Annotated in this window: 17 protein-coding genes; 13 read left to right on the top strand and 4 right to left on the bottom strand. The window is 66.0% G+C overall.

Annotated features, from left to right (window positions below; all coding sequences use genetic code 11):
• The first annotated feature begins 147 nt into the window (after nucleotides 1–147).
• From ZAL01S_RS07815 to ypfJ, 7 genes are all read left to right on the top strand, one after another.
• Nucleotides 148–1,686 carry a sensor histidine kinase gene (locus ZAL01S_RS07815; protein WP_066081972.1) on the top strand — a complete coding sequence of 513 codons (1,539 nt, stop codon included), beginning with the start codon at nucleotides 148–150 and terminating at the stop codon, nucleotides 1,684–1,686.
• A 35-nt stretch (nucleotides 1,687–1,721) separates the two neighbouring features.
• Nucleotides 1,722–2,066, top strand: coding sequence for a response regulator (locus ZAL01S_RS10730; RefSeq protein WP_306301600.1), 345 nt, complete (start codon nucleotides 1,722–1,724; stop codon nucleotides 2,064–2,066).
• Nucleotides 2,067–2,123: 57 nt separating this feature from the next.
• Nucleotides 2,124–2,489 (top strand): response regulator transcription factor, encoded by a 366-nt coding sequence (locus ZAL01S_RS10725; protein ID WP_306301599.1) that lies wholly within the window; start codon nucleotides 2,124–2,126, stop codon nucleotides 2,487–2,489.
• A 185-nt stretch (nucleotides 2,490–2,674) separates the two neighbouring features.
• Entirely contained in the window at nucleotides 2,675–3,559 is an 885-nt protein-coding gene (locus ZAL01S_RS07805; protein ID WP_066081970.1) for an ABC transporter ATP-binding protein, read from the top strand.
• On the top strand, nucleotides 3,556–4,743 hold the full coding sequence (locus tag ZAL01S_RS07800; RefSeq protein ID WP_066081968.1) for an ABC transporter permease: 1,188 nt from the start codon (nucleotides 3,556–3,558) through the stop codon (nucleotides 4,741–4,743). The genes ZAL01S_RS07805 and ZAL01S_RS07800 overlap by 4 nt, the downstream gene beginning before the upstream one ends.
• 272 nt (nucleotides 4,744–5,015) lie before the next feature.
• Nucleotides 5,016–7,112 carry an acyl-CoA dehydrogenase family protein gene (locus ZAL01S_RS07795; RefSeq protein WP_066081966.1) on the top strand — a complete coding sequence of 699 codons (2,097 nt, stop codon included), beginning with the start codon at nucleotides 5,016–5,018 and terminating at the stop codon, nucleotides 7,110–7,112.
• A gap of 163 nt (nucleotides 7,113–7,275) precedes the next feature.
• On the top strand, nucleotides 7,276–8,154 hold the full coding sequence (ypfJ, locus tag ZAL01S_RS07790) for a KPN_02809 family neutral zinc metallopeptidase (RefSeq protein ID WP_066081964.1): 879 nt from the start codon (nucleotides 7,276–7,278) through the stop codon (nucleotides 8,152–8,154).
• Between the two features lie 850 nt (nucleotides 8,155–9,004).
• Here ypfJ and recQ read toward each other — a convergent pair.
• Nucleotides 9,005–11,080: a DNA helicase RecQ gene (gene recQ, locus ZAL01S_RS07785; RefSeq protein WP_083523198.1), complete on the bottom strand. Its 2,076-nt coding sequence runs from the start codon at nucleotides 11,078–11,080 to the stop codon at nucleotides 9,005–9,007.
• Between the two features lie 170 nt (nucleotides 11,081–11,250).
• On the opposite strand from recQ, the gene ZAL01S_RS07780 reads away from it, so the two are divergent.
• Genes ZAL01S_RS07780 through ZAL01S_RS07770 form a run of 3 tightly spaced genes read left to right on the top strand, consistent with a single transcriptional unit; the run spans nucleotide 11,251 to nucleotide 13,936 of the window.
• The gene (locus tag ZAL01S_RS07780; protein WP_066081962.1) at nucleotides 11,251–12,210 is read left to right on the top strand and encodes a metal ABC transporter substrate-binding protein; all 960 of its coding nucleotides are present in this window, start codon (nucleotides 11,251–11,253) and stop codon (nucleotides 12,208–12,210) included.
• Nucleotides 12,207–13,103 (top strand): metal ABC transporter ATP-binding protein, encoded by an 897-nt coding sequence (locus ZAL01S_RS07775; RefSeq protein WP_066081960.1) that lies wholly within the window; start codon nucleotides 12,207–12,209, stop codon nucleotides 13,101–13,103. The genes ZAL01S_RS07780 and ZAL01S_RS07775 overlap by 4 nt, the downstream gene beginning before the upstream one ends.
• Nucleotides 13,100–13,936, top strand: coding sequence for a metal ABC transporter permease (locus tag ZAL01S_RS07770; RefSeq protein ID WP_066081957.1), 837 nt, complete (start codon nucleotides 13,100–13,102; stop codon nucleotides 13,934–13,936). Before ZAL01S_RS07775 ends, ZAL01S_RS07770 begins: the two co-directional genes overlap by 4 nt.
• A gap of 51 nt (nucleotides 13,937–13,987) precedes the next feature.
• On the opposite strand, the gene ZAL01S_RS07765 is transcribed toward ZAL01S_RS07770, so the two are convergent.
• The 3 genes from ZAL01S_RS07765 to ZAL01S_RS07755 all read right to left on the bottom strand — a co-directional run bounded on the left by ZAL01S_RS07765 (nucleotide 13,988) and on the right by ZAL01S_RS07755 (nucleotide 18,692).
• Nucleotides 13,988–14,908: an endonuclease domain-containing protein gene (locus ZAL01S_RS07765; protein ID WP_066081955.1), complete on the bottom strand. Its 921-nt coding sequence runs from the start codon at nucleotides 14,906–14,908 to the stop codon at nucleotides 13,988–13,990.
• Between the two features lie 234 nt (nucleotides 14,909–15,142).
• Nucleotides 15,143–15,811 (bottom strand): metal-dependent transcriptional regulator, encoded by a 669-nt coding sequence (locus ZAL01S_RS07760; RefSeq protein WP_083523197.1) that lies wholly within the window; start codon nucleotides 15,809–15,811, stop codon nucleotides 15,143–15,145.
• Nucleotides 15,812–16,061: 250 nt separating this feature from the next.
• Entirely contained in the window at nucleotides 16,062–18,692 is a 2,631-nt protein-coding gene (locus tag ZAL01S_RS07755) for a hypothetical protein (protein WP_066081950.1), read from the bottom strand.
• Between the two features lie 179 nt (nucleotides 18,693–18,871).
• Here ZAL01S_RS07755 and ZAL01S_RS07750 point away from each other — a divergent pair, with 179 nt between their 5' ends.
• The 3 genes from ZAL01S_RS07750 to ZAL01S_RS07740 all read left to right on the top strand — a co-directional run bounded on the left by ZAL01S_RS07750 (nucleotide 18,872) and on the right by ZAL01S_RS07740 (nucleotide 21,640).
• Nucleotides 18,872–19,162: a rhodanese-like domain-containing protein gene (locus tag ZAL01S_RS07750; protein ID WP_174519462.1), complete on the top strand. Its 291-nt coding sequence runs from the start codon at nucleotides 18,872–18,874 to the stop codon at nucleotides 19,160–19,162.
• 139 nt (nucleotides 19,163–19,301) lie between these two features.
• Nucleotides 19,302–20,366 carry an LCP family protein gene (locus ZAL01S_RS07745; protein WP_066081947.1) on the top strand — a complete coding sequence of 355 codons (1,065 nt, stop codon included), beginning with the start codon at nucleotides 19,302–19,304 and terminating at the stop codon, nucleotides 20,364–20,366.
• 23 nt (nucleotides 20,367–20,389) lie between these two features.
• Nucleotides 20,390–21,640, top strand: coding sequence for a glycosyltransferase family 4 protein (locus ZAL01S_RS07740; RefSeq protein ID WP_066081944.1), 1,251 nt, complete (start codon nucleotides 20,390–20,392; stop codon nucleotides 21,638–21,640).
• Nucleotides 21,641–21,652: the final 12 nt, after the last annotated feature.

Genomic DNA, 21,652 nt, shown 5'->3' with positions numbered 1-21,652 from the left:
AACGAACAGTTTGCGACCTATTTCCCGTGGGGCCGGGGATCTGGGACCGGGGCCGGGAGGAGGGATGCAGGGGGACGGATGCAGTCGGTCGCGCGGCTCGGCTGCGCGGATGATGCCAGCGGGTGCTGCAACGGATAGCGTTGCGGGGTGAGCATCCCGACGCCAGCAGACGAGCGCACCCCGGATCACGCCGGGACAAGCGCTCAAGCCACGACGACCGATGGGGACTCGCGCGCGAACGCCTCCACTGCGGACACCCACAGCGCAACCATCCCCACCGGCATCACGAGCGAAGACCTCATCGGCACCCCCATCGGGACCCGACTCTGGCGCAACATCGCGGGCATCCCGGAACCTGCCCCGGAAGGCTGGGTTCGCCGGAAGCCCACGCGCGCCGAACGCCGCACCGACGTCGTCCTCGGTCTCATCCTCGCGATCGCGATGGCGCTCAGCGAATGGTCTGCCAATGCGGCAGGGGTCTACGGCGACCTCGGCGAGAGCGCTCTCTGGGTGCGCATCGCCTACCCGAGCATGGCGCTCATCATCGTCTCCTTTCGTCGACGCACCCCGATCATTGCCCTGCTCGTCGCCACCGTGGTGTTCATCGGCGGGTTCTTCATCCCGTATCACGAACTGTTCTTCACGCAGATGCTCTACTTCGTGGTCTTCTATTCCGCGGGGGCTTGGAGCCGACACCGGAACGCCTCCGCATGGGTCCGCCTCACCGTTGCGGGCGGCACCATCTCGTGGGTCATGCTCGGCATCGTCGTCTCCTTTGTGATGAACGAGCCAATCGACCTTCCCACGCCGACCGCTAACACGGGTGCGTACGCGGTCTTCACCATCCTCGCGAACTTCACCTACTACGTCGGTGCGTACGTCCTCGGCAATATCGACTATGTCCGCACCGGGCATGCAGCCCTCGCGACGGAGCAGGCGCGTGTCCTCCGTGAGCAGCGCACGAAACTCGCTGATCAGGCAGTGAAACTTGACCGCGTCCGCATCGCCCGCGAGCTCCACGATGCGGTCGCGCACCACGTCTCGCTCATGGGCCTGCAGGCTGCTGTCGCACGCCGATCGTTGCCGGCGGGGGAAGAGAGTGCCCGCGCCCGCGAGCAACTCGAAGCAGTCGAAGCGAATGCCCGCGAAGCCATCGAGGAGCTCCAGGGCATCCTCGCGACGCTCCGCGCTTCGGAGTCGGACACCGGCATGGTTCCGGTCGTGGGTGCTGAGCCGGACCATCGCACCGTGTCGCCGTCAACGCGCGGTGTCGCGCAGCTTCCGGAGCTTGTTGAGCAGCTTCGCCAGGCGGGGATGTCGCTGAGCTTTGCCACCGTCGGTGATCCGCAGCCGCTCACGCAGAGTGCGGACCTTTCGGCTTACCGCATCGTGCAGGAAGCGCTCACGAACGTCCGAAAGCACGCGGGCGCCAGCGCAACGGCCGAGGTGCGTCTTCGCTACGGCAGGGAACGCCTTGAGATCGACGTCACGGATGACGGTTTCGGCCCGATCGGCGGCGCCACTGCATCGACGCAAGTCGAACTGGCGAGTGGTGGTCGCGGCATCCTCGGCATGCGCGAACGCGCGAGCGCAGTCGGGGGCACCCTCGAAGCAGGGCCTCGATCGGACGGTGGATTCCGTGTCCGCGCAAGCTTGCCGCTCAAGGGCAGCCGCGGTCTCAGCTAGCCTCGAAGCACTCGCGCACCACGATGGGGGATGACATGGCCGACACAGCGATCCGCGTGCTGCTCGTGGACGATCAGCAGCTCGTGCGGACGGGATTTCGCCTGCTACTCGAAACCGAAGACGGCATCGAGGTGGTTGGCGATGCGGTGAATGGCGAACAGGCAATCGAGCGGGTGCGCGAACTGCATCCCGATGTTGTCTGCATGGACCTGCAAATGCCGGTCATGGATGGTGTGGATGCCACTTGCGCGATTACGAGCGACCCGGAGCTTGCCGCCAGCCGCGTGCTCGTGCTCACGACCTTCCGCGATGACGAATCGGTGCGTGCCGCCCTCGCGGCGGGCGCGAGTGGATTCCTCGTCAAGAACGCGCCGCCGTAGACGCTCATCGAGGCGATCCGGGTCATCCACGCGGGCGAGGCTCTCCTTGACCCTGCCGTGACGAAGTCCGTCATTGCGCAGATGCGCGATGGATCGGGCGGATGGGTGCCGCAGGATGGCAGTCTGAGTGAAGCGGCACATGCGGGCGATTTGGCGGCCCGTGCCGCTGTGCCTGCCGCTGCATCCGAGCCGTCCCCTCAGGCGATGCCCGCCGAGTACGAGCGGCTCTCCGAGCGAGAACGCGAAGTGCTCCTTGGGCTTGCCGAAGGCCTCTCGAACGCAGCGATTGCGAAGCGGCTGTGGGTGTCAGACGCGACCGTGAAGACACACGTGTCGAATGTGCTCGGCAAGCTGGGCCTGCGTGACCGCATCCAGGCCGTTATCTACGCCTACGAACACGGCATCGTCGAGCCTCAGGCCTGACCAGATTTGGGAATATAGCGGCTATCCCGTCCCCAGCGAGGGATACGAGTTATATGACCAAATTCGGTCACGCATCCTGCTGAACGAATCCCCCGCACGGACCGGCCGCCCGGGCGATCCCATCCGCCGCGCGGATCTCTAGCGTTGAAGACAACGCCGGAGGACCCGGCACGGAAGGGGACACAATGCTCGAGATCCAGGGCATTACGAAGACATACGGCGACCGCCGCGTGCTCGACGGTGTGAGTTTCACCGTCAAGCCCGGCCGCCTCACCGGCTTCGTCGGCGCAAACGGCGCCGGCAAGACGACGACGATGCGGTCGATCCTCGGCCTCGTCGAGCCGGAAGCAGGCCAGGTGCTCGTCGACGGCAAGCCCATCGGTCCGCGCGACCGCGCGCGCTTCGGCTACATGCCCGAAGAGCGCGGCCTCTACGCCAAGATGCGCATCCTCGAGCAGGTTGCATACTTCGGCGAACTCCACGGCCTCCCCACCGCGAAGGCCACGAAGAACGCGAAGAGCCTCCTCACTGAGCTTGGCCTCGGTGAACGCCTGAACGACAAGCTCCAGGACCTCTCCCTCGGTAACCAGCAGCGCGTGCAGATCGCCGCAACGCTCGTCCACGAGCCCCAGTACCTCATGCTCGACGAGCCGTTCTCGGGCCTCGACCCGGTCGCCGTCGATGTCGTCCTGTCGGTCCTGCAGCGCTTCGCGGCCGCCGGCGTCCCGGTCCTCTTCTCGAGCCACCAGCTCGATGTCGTTGAGCGTCTCGCGGATGATCTCGTCATCATCGCGAACGGCCAGATCCGCGCCAGCGGCGCCCGCCTCGAACTGCAGGCCGAACACTCGCGCGGCCTCTACGACATCGCCACCGACGGGGATGCCGGTTGGATGCGCGAAGCCGCCGGCATCGAGGTCATCGACTTCGACCGCGGCAAGGCGACCGTCCGCGCCACCGACGAGCACAGCATCCAGGCGCTCCTCCGCGAGGCCATGAACCGCGGCCAGGTCCTCTCCTTCGGCCCCCGCATCGAAAAGCTCTCCACGATCTACAAGGAGGTCGTCCGATGACCACCACGACTACTCCCGCCACGGAGCGCAGCTACGGCGTCTCCACCATGCAGGGCGTGTGGCTCGTCGCGAAACGCGAAGTGCTCACCGAGGTGCGTCAGAAGTCGTTCCTGTGGAGCCTCGGCATCACGGTCGCGCTTGTCGTTGGCATAGTGCTCCTCACGAATTTCATGAGCAATGGCGGATTCGGCGGCGGCCCGCAGAACGTCGCCGTCACGAACGCCGCAAACGCGCTCCTCCCGAGCGAGCTGCCCACCGAGAAGTTCACGGTGCAGAACGTCGAGAGCGCCGCAACTGGTGCCGACCTCGTCACGAGCGAACAGGCGGATGCCCTGCTCGTTACCCGCGAGGAAGCCGCTGGCCTCACCCTCTTCGACAGCACGGCCCAGCCCGCGCAGCTCGGCGACTCGAGCGAGCTCGTTATCGTCACCGCGAACGGCACGAACGACGGCCTCAGCTCGGCGGTGAGCGTGAAGCCCGACACCTTCCAGCTCGGCAACGAGCCGGACGACACGGGCCTGCGTTACGGCCTCGGCTTCCTCTTCGGCATCACCTTCTTCATGGGTGCCCTCGGCTATTGCATGCGCATCGCCCAGTCGGTCGTGGAGGAGAAGTCGTCCCGCGTCGTTGAGATCCTCCTTGCAACGGTCTCGCCGAAGGTCATCATGGCTGGCAAGATCATCGGCAACTCGGCCCTCGCCTTCGGCCAGATGGCGGTCATCGGCCTCGCCGGTAGCCTCGCCATGGTCGCGGTCGGGCAGTCGGAGGCACTCCTCATGATTCTCCCCGCGATCCTCGCCTTCATCGGCTACTTCGTGCTCGGCTTCCTCATGCTCGCCACGCTCTACGCGGGTGCCGCTGCGCTCGTCTCGCGTCAGGAAGAGGTTGCGACGGTGACGACCCCGCTCATGATGCTCATCATGCTCCCGTACTTCGCGATCATCTTCTTCAACGATAACGACGCGGTGCTGCGTGCCATGAGCTACATCCCGTTCTCCTCGCCGATCGCGATGCCGATCCGCCTCATCATCGGGGATGCCATGTGGTGGGAGGCGCTCCTCGCCCTCGTCATCCTTGTGCTCACCACCCTCGTGTGCATTTGGATCGGTGGTCGCATCTACGAGAACTCCATCCTCCGCACGGGTGGACGCGTGAAGCTCTCGGAAGCGATGAAGCGCCAGTAGCCGCCATCGCCCGCACGAATTTGCAGATAGTTGGCGCATCCTCCACATGGGTGGACATGCGTCAACGATCTGCAGACGTGTACGGGGGTCTTTTCTCAGCACTTTGTGTGACTCCTGCAAGGCCGCCCGGGTTCGTCTCGGGCGGCCTTGTTGGCTCTCGACCGCATCCAGGTGCTCCGACGCATCCCCGCTTACCGTGATCCGCGACACCGGCCAGCGCTGCCCGAGTGCCCGGCCGCGACGTACCCGAATATTGCTCCGCCCTGCAAAGGATGCACCACGTGACCGACCCCAACTTCACTGACTCCACGCTCAACGACCCCGAGCTTGATGCGCCGCTCGCGCTCGATCCCGCCCGCATCGATGTCGCCGAACTTGGCGAACAACTCCTCGGTGCCTGGGGCGAGTACCGCAAGCGCAGCCGCAAGAACGCCTCCCGGCCGGAGCTCCACCGCGACGACACGCTGCCCTACACGGAGCACCGCGAACGCGTCCTCAAGCAGCTCCACCTCCTCGCCGAAGAGGGTGCCACGAACCTCGCCTTCCCGAAGCGCGTCGGCGGTGGCGAGAACCCCGGCGCAAACATTGCCGCCTTCGAAGAACTCGTCCTCGCCGATCCGTCGCTGCAGATCAAGGCGGGCGTGCAGTGGGGCCTCTTCGGTTCGGCGATCACGCAGCTCGGCACTGAAGAGCACCACGACAAGTGGCTGCCGGACGTCATGTCGCTGAAGCTTCCGGGCGCCTTCGCCATGACCGAGCAGACCCACGGTTCCGACGTGGCATCGATCGGTACGACCGCCACCTATGACGAAGCCACCCAGGAGTGGGTCATCAATACGCCCTTCCGCGGCGCGTGGAAGGACTACCTTGGCAACGCTGCCCTTCACGGCAAGGCCGCGGTCGTGTTCGCGCAGCTCATCACGAAGGGCATGAACCACGGCGTGCACGCGTTCTTCGTCCCGATCCGCACGGATGACGGTGAGCTGCTGCCGGGTGTCCAGTCGGAGGACGACGGCGTCAAGGGTGGTCTCAACGGCATCGACAACGGTCGCCTCGCCTTCGACCACGTCCGCATCCCGCGCACGAACCTCCTCAACCGGTACGGGGACGTCGCTGAGGATGGCACCTACTCGAGCCCGATCGAGAACCCGGCCCGCCGCTTCTTCACGATGCTCGGCACGCTCGTGCAGGGGCGCGTCTCCCTCGACGGTGCCAGCACGAACGCGGCGAAGGCGGCGCTCGCGATCGCCGTCCGCTACGGCAACGAACGCCGACAGTTCAACTCCGCGACACCGGGGGAGGAGACGGTTCTTCTCGACTATCAGCTGCACCAGCGCCGTCTCATCCCGCACATTGCGACCGTGTACGCGCAGTCGTTCGCGCACGAGACGCTCCTCAAGCAGTTCCACGGCGTCTTCTCGGGCGAGCTCGACACCCCCGAGAATCGTGAAGACCTCGAGACGCTCGCTGCTGCGCTCAAGCCCATGTCGACCTGGAAGGCGCTCGAGGTGCTGCAGGAGTGCCGCGAGGCCTGCGGTGGCGCGGGCTTCCTCGCCGAGAACCGCATCCCGCTGCTCCGCCACGACCTCGACGTGTACGCGACGTTTGAGGGCGACAACCACATCCTGCTGCAGCTCGTCGGCAAGCGCCTCCTCGGCGACTATGCGAAGCAGTTCAAGGGGCTCGACCAGCGGCAAATGGCGGGACGGATCGCCGGGCAGGTTGCCTCGCGCATCTACTCCGGGTCGGGGCTTCGTCGCGTCGGACAGACGATTGTCGACTTCGGCCAGCCGGCCCGCTCGGTCGGGTGGCTGAGGAACCCGGCGACGCAGCACGAACTGCTCTCGGGTCGTGTCGAGACGATGATCGCCGACATCGCGGGGGCCCTCCGCAACGCTTCGAAGCTGCCGAAGGCGGAAGCTGCGGCGCTCTTCAACGAGCACCAGCACGAGCTCATCGAGGCGGCTCGCGCGCATACCGAACTCCTGCAGTGGGAGGCGTTCTCGGACGCTCTCGAGGACGTCCGCGACATCCCGACGAAGCGCGTGCTCACCTGGCTGCGCGACCTCTTCGGGCTCTCGCTGATCGAGCAGCACCTCGCCTGGTACCTCTACACGGGCCGCATGTCACCGCAGCGCGGTGCGCTCGTCGGCAAGTACGTGAACCGTCTCGTGTCGCGGCTGCGCACGCACGCGCAAGATCTCGTCGACGCCTTCGGCTACGACGATCCGCTGCTGCGCGCGAAGATCGCGACCGGCGCCGAGGCTGAGCGTCAGGCGGAGTCGCGTGAGTATTACCGCGCGCTGCGCGAGTCGGGCGAGGCTCCGAAGAGTGAGCACGAGGAGTTCAAGAAGCGTCGCAAGCGCTAGTTGCGGCCTTCGTTGAGCGGGCTGGTCTCGTGAGGTTGTGCAGAAATGGCAATATTTGGGGCTTCAAGGCGTGGTGCGCCTCGAAGCCCCAAATATTGCCATTTCTGTACACCGTCGGCTGGCGGTTCAGAGGTTCTTCCAGCGCGGCCGCTAGGTTTGCGGCATGACCTTCAACGAAAACGCCTCGATTGACACGAGCGGGATTCAGAAGCGCAGCGGCGGAGCCAAGGGCGCTGCCGTGGGTGGTGGCAGCCTCGTCGCGCTCATCATCGCCTTCCTCATCTCCCAGTTCCTTGGCGTTGACGTGACCGGCCTCGTGACCGGCCAGCAGGCGGGTGGCAACGAGACCACGGAGCAGCTCAGCTGCTCTGGCTCCGACGCCAACAACTCGAGCGAGTGCCGCCTCGCGGGCGCCCAGAACTCGATCAACCAGTACTGGTCGAACGAGGCACCGAACGTGGGCATCAAGTACCAGACCCCGACGCTCGTGCTCTACGAGGGCTCGACTTCCTCGGCGTGCGGCACGGCCTCGAACCAGGTCGGCCCCTTCTACTGCCCGGGCGATGAGGGCATCTACATTGATGCGGACTTCTTCCAGATGCTCGAGTCGCAGTTCGGCGCGAAGGACGGCCCGATGGCTGAGATGTACATCCTTGCGCACGAGTGGGGCCATCACATCCAGCAGGAGGCTGGCATTCTTCAGCAGGTCGACCACCGCGATGTGGGTGCCACCTCGGACATGGTGCGTCTCGAGCTGCAGGCCGACTGCTTCGCGGGTGCCTGGGCCGGTGCGGCAGAGGGCACGACGGATGCCAATGGGCAGAAGCTGTTCTCATCGATCACCCAGGACGACATTGACAACGCGATGAATGCTGCCGGCGCGGTCGGCGACGACCGCATCCAGGAGTCGCAGGGTGGACGCGCGCAGCCGGACACCTTCACGCACGGTACGGCTGAGCAGCGTGCGAACTGGTTCGCGACGGGCCTCAAGGGCGGATGGCAGTCCTGCGACACGTTCTCGGTGGACGCAACGCAGCTGTAGACCGCGACACTGAGCTGATCGAGACCTCCCGACACTGAGCTGGTCGAGTAGCCGCGTAGCGGCGTATCGAGATCACACGGGGTGGCAATGCTGTCGGCCCGTGGTCTCGATACACGCGCTTCGCGCGGCGCTGCCGGACCGAGTAGAGCAAAGCCCGTATCGAGATCTCGGCCACCTCTCATGGCAGAGGGAAGGCCCCCGATTCCCTGCGAATCGGGGGCCTTCAGCATCCGTTGCTCGGCGGTTGCGCTGCGCGCTCGTGCGAAGCGCGCTATCCCTGCGTGTGCGCGTCCGTCCCGTGGAACCCCGTGCGTGGCATCGCTCGCCCTGAGGGTGCGAGGCACCTGAAACCTCGGACCCGGGCTGATGAGCTGATGGAGCGTTCGGATGTGGAGATGGCGCCGCTGCTGCCCGTGCTGCTGACGCCAGTGGCGGTCAAAACCGCCGAGGTGGTCCAGCGGTGACGTGCCCGGGAGCTGTGACTGCTGCGGACGGCCGCCGTGGACCGAGGAGCCACGACCAGGTGCGCCGCGAACATCGGACGGGGAGCGCGGCTGAGTGCGCATCCGTTCGTGTTCATGATGCTCCTGATCGAGGGGAGTTTTGTGTTCGTGCAACCTCTCTGATCCCGAGAGCGCCTCCAGCCTTGGGCTTGGAGAGGGCTTTCGTGATCAGTGGGGTTGCTATTGAAAGAGACTGTACGCCAAACGGAAGCAAAATGTGCAACTTTGTTTCCAGTTCACAGTTTGCAACGTGGAGTTGCGTACAAATACGCGCAAATCGTGCCGATATTGTCTCGATATCAAGCCAAAAGCATGCGGATTGTGAAGTTGTCTTGATGTCGAGGCATTTATTTTGTGCTCTGTTGGTGTTCAGCTACGAGCGTGAGCACGGCCTCGCCGTAGCGCTCAAGCTTTGCAGCGCCGACACCTGACACCGTGGCGAGCTCGTCGAGGGTGCTCGGCGAGAGGGAAGCGATCCCACGGAGGGTTGCGTCGTTGAAGACGACATAGGCGGGCAGCTTCTGAGCCTTGGCCTCGCTGATGCGCCACGCACGGAGTGCCTCGAAGAGGGATGCGGCGCCAGTGTCCAGTTCATCGGCGGCAGCGCTCGAGCCGCCCGAGCGGCCGCCCGCGCTGGATCCTCCACGCGAGCGGCCAGAGGAGGACCCGCCCCGCGCCTGCTTGAGCTCTTCACGCAGCCGCACCTGGCGCTCGCCGCGGAGCACGCTCCACCCCGCTTCGCTCACCTTGAGCACGCCATATTCGCCTCGGACCGCGAGCAAGCCCTGGGCGAGCAGCTGCCGCACCACGCCTCGCCAGGCGGACTCGTTGAGCTCGGTGCCGATACCGAAGGTCGAGAGCGTCTCGTGATGGAACCGCTTGGACTGCTCGGTCGTCTTGCCGAGGAGGATGTCGATGATGCGCCCAGCGCCAAAGCGTTGCCCGCGCTCGCGGTCGAGGCGCACGACCGTCGACAAGAGCTTCTGGCTTGGGATCGTGCCATCCCACGAGGTGGGTGGGGTGAGGCAGGTGTCGCAATTCCCGCACGGCTCGGAAGCCTGGCCGAAGTACTGCAAGAGCTGGACACGGCGGCATCCGATCGTCTCGCACAGCGCCAGCATCGCGTCGAGGTGGAGGCTCTGCGCGCGTTTGCGTTGGGCATCCCCCTCGCCCTCATCGATCATGCGGCGCTGCTGCACGACATCCTGCAGCCCGTACCAGAGCACCGCCGTGGCCGGTTCACCGTCGCGGCCGGCGCGGCCCGTCTCTTGGTAGTAGCCCTCAATGGATTTGGGGAGGTCGAGGTGGGCGACGAAGCGGACGTCCGGCTTGTCGATGCCCATGCCGAAGGCGATTGTCGCGCACATGACGATGCCCTCTTCGCGGAGGAAGCGGAACTGGTGTTCGCTGCGCATGCTCGCTGAGAGGCCCGCGTGGTACGGGAGGGCGGGGATACCCTCGCTCTGGAGCCACTCGGTCGTCTGCTCAACCGACTTTCTCGAGAGGCAGTAGACGATGCCCGCGTCGCCGGGATGCTCGTCACGGATGAGGCGCAGCAGGCGCCGCTTCGCATCCTGTTTGGGCTCGATCCGGTACTGGATGTTCGGGCGGTCGAAGCTTGAGACGAAGACGCGAGCGCTGTCGAGGCGGAGGTTTCGGACGATCTCCTCGCGCGTCTCGACGGTGGCAGTTGCCGTGAGCGCGATGCGGGGAACCTCAGGCCACTCCTCGGCAAGGACCGAGAGCCCGAGATAGTCGGGGCGGAAGTCGTGACCCCACTGCGCGACACAGTGCGCTTCGTCGATTGCGAAGAGCGAAATTGGTGCGCTGCGGAGGAGCGCGCGTGCGGAACTCAGGCGCTCTGGTGCGAGATAGCAGAGCTTGAGCTCACCCGCGAGGAGCGCGGCCTCAACGGCGCGACGCTCCTCGGGCGACTGGGAGGAGTTGAGGTAGCCGGCCCGCACACCGAGCTGCTCGAGTGCCTGCACCTGATCGTGCATGAGTGCGATGAGTGGCGAGATGACGATCGTGACGCCGGAGGTCATGAGCGCTGGCACTTGGTAGCAGAGGCTCTTGCCACCGCCCGTCGGCATGAGGACGAGTGCGTCGCCCCCGGTGCTCACGTGCTCGATGATTGCGCGCTGTTGACCGCGGAACTCGGGGTATCCCCACACGGTGCGGAGCACCTCGTCGGCGCTGCGGGGGTGTTCGGCGACTGCCGGTTGCGGGTTGTGTCGGCTGCCGTACTCGGTGCCGCACGCGGCCCCGAGCTGCCCGTCGTCCTTCCCCGCGAGGTGTTCCCCGCTGCCGCCGACGGGCGACCCGATCGTGTTCGCGAAGCCAGCGAATTCGGGCGGCACGAAGTCGTCCTCGGGCGGCGGCTCGAAGTCGTCGAAGGCGTCGAATGGGGTACGCGGGCACATGCCCATGAGCCTAGGCGGATCCACTGACATCCCGTGCTGAACCGGGTGAGGCCTGTGGATTGAGGGCGGTGTTTCGGCATGTGGATGGAACGACATCCGCGCAGGCCAGTGCGCTAAATGAGACACGCCACACTTGCAAGTTAGATAGCTCTAACTCTAAGGTGAATCGCATGTTCGCACGACTCCACCACCGCGCCACACCAGAGTGGCTGCGCGCACTCACCGCCCTCCTCATCGGCAGCCTCGCCCTCGCAACACTCACCGCCTGCCACGCCGCAACACAGACGGCCGAACCCGAAGACGATCGGCCCCTCGTCCTCACCACCTTCACCGTGCTCGAAGACCTCGCCCGCGAAGTCGCGGGAGACCGCCTCCGCGTCGAATCCATCACGAAGCCAGGTGCTGAAATCCACCACTACGAACCCACTCCGCACGACCTCGCCCACGCGGGCGAAGCCGCGCTCATCGTTGACAACGGGCTCGGTCTTGAAGCCTGGTTCGAACAGTTCGTCGACGGCCTCAACGTGCCGCACGCCACCCTGAGCGACGGCGTCGAACCCATGAACATCGCTGACGGCGAAGCCGCCGGAACCGTCAATCCGCATGCATGGATGTCGCCCGATAACGCAAAGATCTACGTCGATAACCTCGTCGACGCCCTCAGCGACATCGACCCCGAAGGGCACGCCACCTATCAATCCAACGGCGAGAACTACAAGGCGCAGCTCGACGAGGTCAAACACGAGCTCGTTGACGGGCTGGCAGAACTCCCGGCACGCCACCGCATGCTCGTCACCTGCGAAGGCGCCTTCTCCTACCTCGCACGCGACGCCGAACTTGACGAGGCCTACCTGTGGCCAGTCAACGCCGACGGCGAAGGCACGCCGCAACAAATCGCGGCCCTCTCCACGAAGGTCGCTGCGGCACAGGTCCCCGCCGTGTTCTGCGAATCCACCGTCAACGATTCCGCCATGCGCCAACTCGCAGAAGAGACCGGAACCACCCTCGCCGGAACGCTCTACGTCGACTCCCTCTCCGAAGCAGACGGACCGGTCCCGAGCTACCTCGAACTCCTCCGCTACGACGTGCGCACGATCGTTGCCGGACTCAGTGGGAAGGCCACGCGGTGAAGAACCGGCAACATTTCGTTGAGCACGAGGGAGGCGTCCTTGCCCTCGAGCTCGACACGGTGAGTGTGCACTTCGGCGAGCGGACCGCGCTCGACAAGGTCTCACTCACCCTGCAACGCGGCGAGCTTCTCGCTCTCCTCGGCCAGAACGGGGCCGGGAAATCCACGCTCGCGCGCACCGTGACCGGGGCCGTCTCCGCCAGCGCGGGGACGGTCCGGGTCCTCGGCACCAGCCCGGCGCGGGCGCGACGCCGCGGACACATCGCCGTCGTCCCGCAGCGAGACGCCATCCCCTCCGACGCCCCAATGAGCCTGGTGCAGCTTGTTGCGAGCGGACTCGCGCGACACCTGGGCCCCTTCCGTCGCCTCGCGCCGCGCCACCGCGACGTCATCGACCGCGAACTCGCGCGACTCGAACTCACGGGGCTCGAGCGCCGACTTGTCGGTGAACTCTCCGGCGGGCAACTGCGGCGGGCACTCCTCGCCCGCGCACTCGTGCAAGACGCGCCGCTCATTCTGCTCGACGAACCCTTCGCGGGAGTCGACACCCACTCCGCCGACGTCATTCGCGGACGCCTTGCCGAACTTCGCCGCACTGGCTGCGCGATCCTCCTCATCACGCACGGGACCGACGGCCTCGAAGGACTCGCGGATGAACTCGTGCTCCTGCGTGGGCACGTGATCGACCGGGGGCCGGTGAAGGAACTCGCCACGCCCGAATCGCTCGCGCGCCTGTTCGACTCCGAGTCGACGGTGCCGACGAACGCGCAGCAGAGCGTGACTCATCACCCAACCCCGCTCGAACCGCGAACCGCCGATGTCGACGCAGGCCCGAGGGAGCACACCGCTCGCGGTGCCGAGGCATCCCAACCCCACAACACTCCCTTCTCATGAACCCGCTTGACCTCATCCTCACCCCACTCGGCTACCCCTTCGTAGCCCGGGCCGTCATCGCGGCTGTGCTCATCGGCGCGACCTGCGGGGTCCTCTCTTGCTTTCTCGCCACCGCACGCTGGTCGCTCATGAGCGACGCGGTCGCCCACTCCGTCCTCCCCGGCGTCGTCATTGCGGCGGCGCTCGGAGCGATGCTCCCGCTCGGAGCGTTCCTCGCAGGGTTGTTCACGGTGCTCGTGATCGGTCTCGTGCGGAGCAGGACCCGTTTGCGCAGCGACGCCGCGATCGGCGTCGTCTTCACGACGATGTTTGCGGCGGGGCTCGTCGGCATCTCGAAGATTCCGAGCCAGCTCGACCTCCAACACATCATTTTCGGCAACATCCTCGGCGTCGGAACCGACGAACTCGGAGTGGCCGCGGTTCTTGCGCCGCTGGTCATCGCGGTGTTGCTCGCGAAGCGCCGCGACCTGCTGCATTGGGCGGTCGACCCTGAGCATGCCCGTGTCCTCGGGTTGCGTGTCGACGCACTCCAGTTGCTGTTGCTCGTCGCCCTCGCGGCAACCGTGGTCCTCGCAACCCAACTCGTCGGTGTGGTCTTGGTGACGGCCATGACGATCACCCCCGGCGCGATCGCGACCGTTTTGAGCAGGCGCTTTGAGCGACGCCTCGTGCTGGCCCCCGTGGCGGCCATTGCTGCTGCGTTTCTCGGTGTGCTCGCGAGCTTCTGGCTCGACGTCTCGACTGCCGGCGCGATTGTCTGCACGCTTGGCCTCGAATTCGCGCTCGCTGCCGGGCTCCGCTGCGTGAATTTGCAACATATGGGCAAGCGATGAACATGGCATCGTGCTTGCCCATATGTTGCAAATCTGCGCACACACTCGTGATCACTGAATCGCAAACCACCGCTGAACCGCCTCAGATCGGTACTCCCCGAGCACCGGATCGGGAAGCCCCATCCGCTGCCACAGGCAGTTGCGCGCGCTCCAGCGGTGCTCGCGCGCACGAAGTGCAGCGCGAATCGTGGCCTTCACCTCATCCTGCTGCGACAGGATCTGGCAGTAGCTGAACCGGAAGACGAGGAAGCCGAGCTGGTGGAGGCGCATGTCCCGCCGTCGGTCAGCCGATGCATGCTCGCCGCTGTGATATTCCATGCCGTCTGCTTCGACCACGAGGCGGTCGCCGATGAGGGTGTCGGTGCGCCCCACATCCCGGATCATGACTTGCGTGCGGTGGCGAATCCCGAGCGAGCGCAACATGACCCGAAGGTGGCTTTCGATCCCGGAATCTGCGCTCGGATCAATGGCAGGTTTCACCCGGGCTCCGGGTTTTCCCGCGAGGCGGAGCGCGTCCATCACCTCGTGCGGCTCGAGCACGTGCAGGCGCAACACCGAGTCGCAGACGGCAACGGCGTCCGCCATCGGCAGGCATTTGATGGCGCACGCGAGTGCCGTGACCGGCAGGTCGACCGCTGACACAAGCGGCTGTCGTGGGCCGGGGATGCGGTGATCGATGACGTGCGGAGGGAGAGGCTGGGCGCGAAGAAAGCGGACGTGAAGCCCCTGCACGTTCGGGGGATGCCAGACCCCATCCGAAGAGAGTGCCTGGATGCAGCTCAGCGTCCCACCCGCGGCGACGGCGGCGACGGCGGCAGCATCAGCACCTGGGCCCGCGTACCAGCCGGGTCGAATCAGGCGGAAACCTAAGCGGAGCAGATGCCGTCGGGTGCGCTCGCGTTCCTCGCGTGGAACGGTGCGTAGCGGGATGACGCCGCGGCCAGCCTCGAAGGCGTGATGGAAGTCGTTCATGGCATAACTTGAGCGCATTGTCGGGCGGCGTGCGAAAAGTTATCCACAGGTGGGGGTGTGAATTGATCCTGTCGCGGGGCTCGGGCCGGGTGCGTGAATTTGCAATATGTGGGCAAGCGAAGCAGATGGAGCGGTACTTGCCCGCATCTTGCAGATTTGCGCGGGCGGGGAGGGGCTAGGGCAGGGGGGACCGGGATGCGCAGAGGGGCGGCTGGGGAGGTGCTAGGGCAGGGGTTAGGCGGGGAGGACTCGGACGGAGTGGGCGGCGGCGGGACCGAGGGTGAAGGATTCGCGCGCGTCGGCCACCTTGACGATGACGCCATCCGCGAAGGGGTCGGGGGCTGCGAGTTCGATGGTCGCACCTGGCACGAGGCCGCGCTCCGCGAAATACCGCAGGAGCTCGGCATCGTCGTCACTAATGCGCACCACGCGAGCACGCCCGGGAGCCTTCACCTCGACAAGCGGAAGACTCGACTCATGCTCCAACTCGCCTGCCCGGCTCGGGATCGGATCGCCGTGCGGGTCCCGTTCCGGGTGGCCAAGCAGCTCATCGATGCGGTCCAAGAAGCGATCCGACACGGCGTGCTCAAGGATCTCCGCCTCGTCGTGCACCTCGTCCCAGCCGTAGCCGAGCGACTCGACAAGAAACGTCTCGATGAGACGGTGTCGACGCACCATCCGCACCGCGTGCCGACGACCAGCCTCGGTGAGCGAGATGCCGCCAAAGCGAGGGTGCTCAAGCAGGCCCTGCTCCGTGAGTCGGCGCACCGTGATCGACACGGTCGCAGCCGTCACCCCGAGCCGCTTGGCGAGAGCCTTTGTGGTGATCTTCTCGGTGCCGAGTTCCTCGAAGGACCACACCACTTTGAGGTAGTCCTCGACGGTCGACGTGAGCTCGGTCATGCGCATCAGGCTACTTGGCGAGGATGACAGGAAGCGTCACGGGACCCGCCATGACCTTCCCCATCACAGCTCGATCGAACGGCGGGTTTGGGTTCGGTGGGTGTTGGTGGCAGGTGGGTCTTGGGCCGGCAGCCCTCGAGCCGGCGGTCCGGTGCGTTGGCTCTAGCACGGTGCCCACAACGGATGCAGCCACAACGCATGCAGTCAGCATGCCCGAACCACCCCGCGCAGCCCGGGCGCACCGATCCCGCTACGGTGTCGGCTGCGGGGCTCCGTCAGTCTCGCCGGCTCCGTCCGTCTCGCCGGCCCCGTCCGGGTTGTCGATGACGCCGTCGCCGTCAAGGTCGACCGCACCTCCATCGTCGGGCGTCTCGCTTGGCACCGCCGTCGGCACGCCATCCGGGCCAATCGTCGTCTGTGCGTTCGGATCCGGCTTGTTCGGGTCGGCGTATGGCGTTTCGGGCGCGACCGGCACCGGCGGAAGTTCCTGGCCAGCGGGCGGCGTCCCGTCCTCCTGCAGCCCAAACGACTCGGTGCGGACGACCTCGTACACCGCGTGCGTGCGGAAGTTCGTCGCTTGCGTCACCGCGAAGCCTTCGTTACGGAACGCCTCAAGGTCGGGGTCGGTCGACAGTAGCGGGTCGTCGAGTTCGCGCACGAGCCACACGCGGTTGATGCCGTCGAGGCGAAGACCCGCCATGCTCGAGCTCAGTGTCTCGTCCCACAGCTCGTCCATGTACTCCGCGGGCTGCGCAATCGCGACATCCGTGAGGCCCTCAAAGTTGCTCGGGTACGCCTCGAGCATCGTCCGCGGGTCAGTGAGCGGGGCTTCGCCGATGAAAAGCATGCCGTCGCCCGGGGCTGCGTGCGCGGCGACAAAGCTCGACACTTCACGGCCGTCAGTGTCGTGGAGGCCGCCCGGCATGCGCTGGCTGCCGTAGCTCGGCACGGCGGCGAGCACGATCGCGCCCGCAAGCGCCCACATGATCCAGCGGCGGGATGCGGCGAGCGAGAGGCCGACGAGAAGGGCGAGTGCGGGTGCGGATGCGCTCAGATAGTCCGGGTGAATCGGCATGCCGAGGAGTGCGAGCCCGCCGAGCAGCAGCATCGGAGTGATAAACCACGCGACCGAGAGCTCGAGGAGGGTACGGCCGAAACGGTCGGTAATCTCGCGCAGATTCACGATGCCAGCGATGAGGGCCAGCGCGATCGGGATGAGCGGGATCCAGCCGAAGGGGCCCGCACCGTAGATTGACAGCAGCCACGGGCCGATGCCGCCGACCTTGGCTTCGGCACGCCAGTCGAGGCCGCCCTGCAACACCGTCACGATGAGGAGCGGTGCGATGATGACGAGGCAGCACATCGCGGCGATGAACCACTCGCGGAAAGCATGGCGGCGTGCGCCGGCGACGAGGAGGACGGCGGGATGCACGATGAGCATCGTCGCGCCCGTCGGGAACGCGTACGCGGCGAGGATGACGAGGAGTGCGTAGACGGCCCAGCGGCCAGCGCAGCGGCGAAGCGCGGCTGCCCGCTGCTGGCGAAGGTGCGGCGGCACGAGTGAACGCGGCACTTCAAAGCTCAAGACCGGGTCGTGTGCGACGGCGCCGACCGCCCACAGGAGCGCCACCGTCGACCAGCTCGCGGCGGCGAGCTCAAGCGCGAAGCCTTCGGCGGTCATGCCCACATCGGTCGTGCGCGGCAGCACCATCATGACGATGCCCGAGATGACGCCAATCGTGAGCGATCCGGCCCGCTGGCCAACGAGCACGACGGCACTCACCGCAAGGCCAGCGCACACTGCCGAGGGGAGGCGCACCATGAACTCGGAGCCGCCGACAAGGTTCGCCCAGAGCCACATGAACGCGGTCCAGAGGCCGTGCGTGGCGTGTCCGTTCGCGATGAGGTCGATGACGTCCGGGAAGCTCCGGTGGGCGCCCGAGAGCACGCTCGATTCGCCATAGGTGAAGGACGGGAACCAGCTGCCGAGCGCGATGAGCACGGTTGCGAGCGTGCCAAGGAGGAACGCGGGGCTGGTGAGCGTGTTGCGGGCGATCGTGGCAACGCCCGGGCGCTCGCGGCGAGTGCGGGCTGCGGTCTGGGGCGTCGCTGCCGGAGTCGGGTCGAGTGGGGCGACGGTCGTGATCGTGCCCGTGTTCGTGCGTTCACGCTCGACGACCGCGGTCGCGGTGTGGGTGCCGAAGTGGGGTTCCTCGGCGCTTGCCTGCGGGTAGGCGTTGGCGTTGGACGTGTTGCTGGTGGCTGCGCCGCCGAATCCGCTGTTCGTGGCCGGTGCCTGTGCGTTCTGGACGACGGTGGGGCCCGTGTTCGTTGCGCGGAGTCCGCCGCGGCCGTAGACGAGGGCGATGCCGCCGGTGGGCGGGTTGGACCCGTTGGAGAGCGGTGTAGATGCGGGCGCGACGCTCTGCGGGGTGGCACCGAAACCTCCGGCGGGGGCGCCGGTCGCGCGCGCGTTCGTGCCAGCATCCTGAGCTGGCCAGCCCGCGGGGCGTGCGCCAGGAATGCGGGGCCCGCGCACGATGTCCTGGGCTCCGGTATTGGTCGAAGTCCACGGTGCCGCCGGGGCCTGCGTGCCCGCGGCTAGCTGCGCTTGTACCTGCTCGCGCGGTGTCGTTTCGGGTGCAGAACCAGCCGGGTAGGGAGGACGGTTCGGGTTCGGGTAGGGCGGCGTCGGCGTCGGATTCACGCCGCGAAGATCGATTTGTCCGGTGCGGGGGTAGTAGCGGTAGGCCGACTCGACATTGAGTTCTGGTGCTTCTTGGGCAGCGAGTTCGGCCGCCTTCGCGAGAGCGATCTGGCGAAGTTCACGGCGCGACAACGGCTGCTGTCGTGCCTGGTCTTGCTCGTTTCCCTCGCCCATAATCCCCTTCGTCGTCCCCCTGAAGCGGCCTTGCTTCAGCAACAACGCTACCGATGAGCGCAGGATTCCGGAGTGGGGACTTCTCCCCATTGCACAGGGCGGCTTCGCTAGGCTGAGGGTGCCGGAAGCCTGAAAGTGGGCCTTCAGGACCGCGACCCCGAGGAGTTCCCGTGGAACAGATGACGACGTCTGAGTTGGCCGCGCAGGGGAGTGTTCGTCCCCTCATCGATGTGCGTGAAGCGGATGAATTTGCGAGCGGGCACGTGCCGTGGGCGGTGAATGTGCCGCTGAGTGAGCTGGTCGCTCGCGTCCACGAGATTCCGGACGGTCCGGTCAACATTATTTGCCAGTCGGGCGGACGCTCCGCTCGTGCTGCGGAATACCTCGAGCAGCAGCACGGTCGCCAGGCGACGAACGTGACCGGTGGCACTGGGCAGTGGATTGCTGAGGGGCGCGAGACGGCGCAGTAGCTGCGTGCTGGGCGCCGGGAAATCGAATGTCGGTGGTCCCCGATAATGTGAAACACACCCACTGAATCGTAGATACTCGATCTAGATCGATCGTGCCATTGGCTGAGGAACAGGCCGAGCCGAACCGGAGGAACACAAGATGACCGCGAGTGACGAACACGACGCCGGTTCGCTCATCGAGCGCGATGCGTCGGGGCGCATGAAGCGTGACCGCTCCGAGCGGCGGCCGCGCACGTGGCGCACGGGTCTCTGGTGGAAGGCGCTCCTGGGCGTCCTTGTTCTTGGGCTGGTCACCGTCGGCGTGTACGCCTTCACACTCAATCAGCGCCTCAACGACATCGAGCGTGTCGATGAGGGGCAAGTCCTCCCCGACTACGACGGTCGGCCAGAAGCCGTCTCGGACGGCCCGATCAATGTGCTCCTCCTCGGCAGCGACACGCGCGAGAAGGGCACCTCCATCCTTGCGTCGAGCGGCAGTCGCTCCGACGCGATCATGATCGCCAACATTTCGGGCGATCGTCAGCACGTCTCGATCATGTCGGTCATGCGTGACTCCTACGTCGACATCCCCGGCTACGGCACCGACAAGGTGAATGCGGCCTTCGCCTACGGCGGTGTTCCGCTCCTCGTGCAGACCCTTGAACAGCTCATCGGTCAGCGCATCGACCACGTTGTCGGCGTCGACTTCGAAGGTTTCAAGGGACTCACTGAGGCGGTTGGTGGGGTCACGCTCAACAACCAGATCCCCTTCACCTCATCCCCGCCCGGAAACACCACCTTCGAGCAGGGCGAAATCACGATCACTGACGGCAATAAGGCCCTCCAGTACGTGCGCGAGCGCAAGGCTTTTGACGATGGTGACTACCAGCGCGTGCGCAACCAGCAGGCCTTCCTGAAGGGGCTCGTTGGGCGCATCCTTTCGAAGGAAACGCTCTCAAACCCGGTGACGATACAGCAGCTTGTGGGTTCCCTCGGCGGCTATGTGGCCATGGACTCCGGGCTCGACAACGCGACCCTCGCGACGCTCGGCGCGCAGCTGTCGGGCGTCCGCTCAAGCGACCTCCACATGTTCACCCTGCCGTCGACCGGCACGGGCATGGAAGGCGGCCAGTCCGTGGTGTACGTCGACGAGGCAGCCCTCGCCGACGTCCAGCAGGCCTTCGCCAATGACACCGTCGCACAGTACGAACCGCCCGCCTCGTAACTCGACATCTAGGTTTCGTCCCCATGCGCATCCTTCTCATCACGCACTACTTCGCCCCCGAGAACGCGGCACCTCAGCGACGTTGGGATGGCATCGGTGCCGAGCTTGTGAAGGCGGGCCACGAACTTCACGTGCTCTGCCCACCGCCGCACTACCCAAGCGGTCGCGTGTGGGAGGGGTATCGCAAGCGTTACCGTCCCGGCAGCTGGCAGACCACGTGCTACGGGGCGACGGTGCATCGCGTCGCCTACCTGCCGCACGGACTCAGCATGGTGTCGCGAGCCATCGACCACCTCGTAGCTGGTGTCGACTCGATCCGTCGCGCGCTCAAGCTCTTCTCTCGCCGCAAGCCTGATGTCATCATCACCACCGCGCCCGGCATCCCGAGCATTTTCGTCGGTCGCGTGCTCGGCAAGCTGTGGAAGCGGCCCGTCATTGTCGAGATGCGGGATGCCTGGCCTGACCTTGTGACGCACGTGCCCGGGCTCGTTCAAGAGGGTGGCCCACGTGCAGTCGTCAAGCGACTCATCCACGAACTCATCACTGGCGGGCAGCGGGGTAGCTCAGGCATCGTCACAACGACGTCTCGCTTCGCCGATGTCTTGGCCCAACGCGGGCTCCATCAGCCGACCGTGATCCGTAACGGTGCCTCGCTTGCGCTCCACCGGGCGATTCCACCGCGCGAGATCCCGCAGGGAGATGAGCCACGTGAGTTGCGGGCCGTGTACGTCGGCAATCTCGGTCGCAGCCAAGGACTCGACGTTGTCCTTATGGCGGCAGCCAAGCTTCGCGACGAAGGCCTCCCGGTTCGTGTGCGGCTCGTCGGGCGCGGAGCCGAGGCGGCACGTCTTGCGAAGCTCAATACCTTGCTTGGGTCACCCGCTGAACTCGTCGGCCCCGTGCCCGCCTCACAGGTCGGCATCCACTACGCCTGGGCCGACACGACGATCGTGTCCCTCAAAGATTGGGAGCCCTTCGAGTGGACGGTTCCCTCCAAGCTCTATGAGCTGCTGGCGGTGGGGCGTCACATCACGTGCCTTCTCGGTGGCGAGGGTGCGCAGATCGTCCGCGAAACGAACGCGGGTGATGTCGTCACGCCGGGCGATGTCGACGGCCTGGTGACTCTTTGGCGAGGTCTCTTCGAAGAGCCGGAGCGGCTCGCACGTTCAGAGGAAGGCCGCCGGTGGGTGTCTGAACATGTCGAGTTTGAGCGGCTTGGCGCGAAATACCTCGAACTCATCGAGCAGGTCGCCGCGGAGACCAAGGTTTCGTAGCTGCGCCCTAGC

This window comes from [Zimmermannella] alba NBRC 15616 (genome assembly GCF_001570905.1).
Lineage (GTDB): Bacteria > Actinomycetota > Actinomycetes > Actinomycetales > Microbacteriaceae > Pseudoclavibacter > Pseudoclavibacter albus.
The sequence above is the reverse complement of the archived record's forward strand: the minus strand, read 5'-3'. Positions and strand labels throughout refer to the sequence as shown.